Source organism: Clostridium drakei (assembly GCF_000633595.2).
GTDB classification, from domain to species: domain Bacteria; phylum Bacillota; class Clostridia; order Clostridiales; family Clostridiaceae; genus Clostridium_AM; species Clostridium_AM drakei.
Genome location: NZ_JIBU02000100.1, coordinates 1 through 2348, shown reverse-complemented (window position 1 = coordinate 2348; position 2348 = coordinate 1). Strand labels below are relative to the sequence as shown.

Genomic DNA, 2348 nt, shown 5'->3' with positions numbered 1-2348 from the left:
GTAGCCCCAGTAATGCCTTGAAGTCCAGTAGCTCCAGTAGGACCGGTAATACCTTGAAGTCCGGTAGCCCCAGTAATGCCTTGAATACCGGTGGCGCCAGTAGAGCCAGTGACGCCTTGAATACCAGTAGCGCCAGTAGAACCAGTAACGCCCTGAATGCCAGTAGCACCAGTGACACCTTGAATGCCGGTAGCACCAGTAGGACCAGTGATACCTTGAATGCCGGTAGCGCCAGTAGGACCAGTGACACCTTGGATACCAGTAGCGCCAGTAGGACCAGTGACACCTTGAATGCCGGTGGCGCCAGTAGAACCAGTGACGCCTTGAATACCAGTAGCGCCAGTAGGACCAGTAACACCTTGAATGCCGGTGGCGCCAGTAGAACCAGTAACACCTTGAATACCGGTAGCTCCAGTAGAGCCAGTAACGCCTTGAATGCCAGTAGGACCAGTAACGCCTTGAATACCCGTAGCGCCAGTACTACCTGTTACACCTCGAATACCAGTAGCCCCAGTAGGGCCAGTAACGCCAGTAGCTCCGGGAGGACCTCCTGCTGGACCAGTAGCTCCTTGAATACCTTGAGGACCAGTAACACCTTGAGTACCTTGAGGCCCTTGTATACCTTGACTTCCAGCTATGCCTTGAGACCCTTGAGGTCCTGTTGGACCTGTTGTCCCTTGAATACCTTGCAATCCTTGGGCTCCCTGAGAACCTTTAGCACCTGTAGGACCTGTAGGACCTATAGCGCCTGTAGGACCTGTAAGACCTATGGGACCTGTAGGACCTGCCGGACCTCCCGCTGGTCCTGTTGATCCAGTTGGTCCAGTTGGACCTGCTGCTGGACCTGTAGGACCTGTGGGACCAGGAATCCCGCTTACATCTAGAACAGTTAAATTTGCTTTTATAGATACAGCGGAAGCATAAGATACTACTCCTAAATTAGAATTATTTAATGTCACTATTACAGGAGCAGTTACTACTTCTATCAGTGCATCTCCATATATTTCTCCTGTCTTCAAAGGAGAATTACCAATTATGGCAGCTCCGTTTGAAGGCTTGATGACGAAATTAGCCTGATTTGCTCCTACTACACTTTGAGTGGCAACCCACCAAGTAAAATAATATTTACCAGGCTGCAATATTGTAAATTCACCTGTGGACGTATTATAAGTTATATTACTGCTAAGATTAATTAAAATATTATCAAATATAACTGGGCTATTAGGTGATAAACTACCATTTGTTGTTTTTTGTACTTGAATTCCTATATTACTCAAATGAATACCCCCCCTTTTAGTCTAAAAAATTAAATTATTTACTATAACATTTAGCTAAGCCACATAAAAGGTAACATGGTTTTCCATTTTATAACATTTTTTGTATTCTACATTAATAATATATGATCAATATAAATGAATCGTGTAAGCTAAGAATAAATTAGCTAATGACTGTATACACATGAATTGTTAAATTTTAATTATTACTGAGATTTTTATATTGAATATTTAAGAATTCTTTTAGTTATGCAGTTGTCCAGCCATTGGATCGATAGTTTATGTTATTGTCAATTATATTTTCCATTATAACTAAAGGAATATTATTGTTTGTATTGTATTATAGAACTAATCAACTACTATATTGATCATTAATAAAATTATTTAAATTAGCATCAGTCGTATTATTTTTAAATATTGAACTAAAGTTAAAATGCTGACGCATTAACATAAAAAATATGTTAATGCGTCATAACAGTTAATATAAATTAATTTAATTTCATAATGGTTAACTGTGAACCAACTCCAGGAGCTAATTTCATAGTGAGAGGTGTTGCCGAATTATTCCTTAAAGTAATTGCATCACCAGCAGCAAGGGTGAGAATCGCACTACCTGATATTTCCCCAGTAGCAACAAGAGCAATAATAGGAGTGGAGGCATCTACAGTGCCATTTACAGCAATTGCTAATGATGATCCTACACCATCTGTTATACTAATGTTATAGTTTATTTGATATATGCCTGCATTGGTTACAGTGATAGTCGTAGTTCCAGGAGTATGAGATACATTAGTTAAATATCCGTTATTGGAGAATGGAACATCTGCTCCTCCTACAACTGTAGCATCAGCAAGTGTCGCAAGTTCATACACATAGCCATATGCAGATAGTCCAGCACCAGTAGGACCAGTAACGCCTTGAATGCCGGTAGCGCCAGTAGGACCAGTAACACCTTGAATGCCGGTGGCGCCAGTAGAACCAGTAACACCTTGAATACCGGTAGCTCCAGTAGGGCCAGTAACGCCTTGAATGCCGGTAGCGCCAGTAGGACCAGTAACGCCTTGAATGCCGGTA

General features: G+C 41.7%; 2 protein-coding genes. Both read right to left on the bottom strand.

Translation table 11 applies throughout. From position 1 onward, the window contains the following. Positions 1-1277 (bottom strand): C1q-like domain-containing protein (locus EG57_RS0224910; RefSeq protein WP_032079774.1); only part of this gene is annotated, 1277 nt, incomplete at its 3' end. Positions 1278-1762: 485 nt separating this feature from the next. Then, a partial coding sequence (locus tag EG57_RS0224905) for a BclA C-terminal domain-containing protein (protein ID WP_032079773.1) occupies positions 1763-2348 on the bottom strand: 586 nt, incomplete at its 5' end.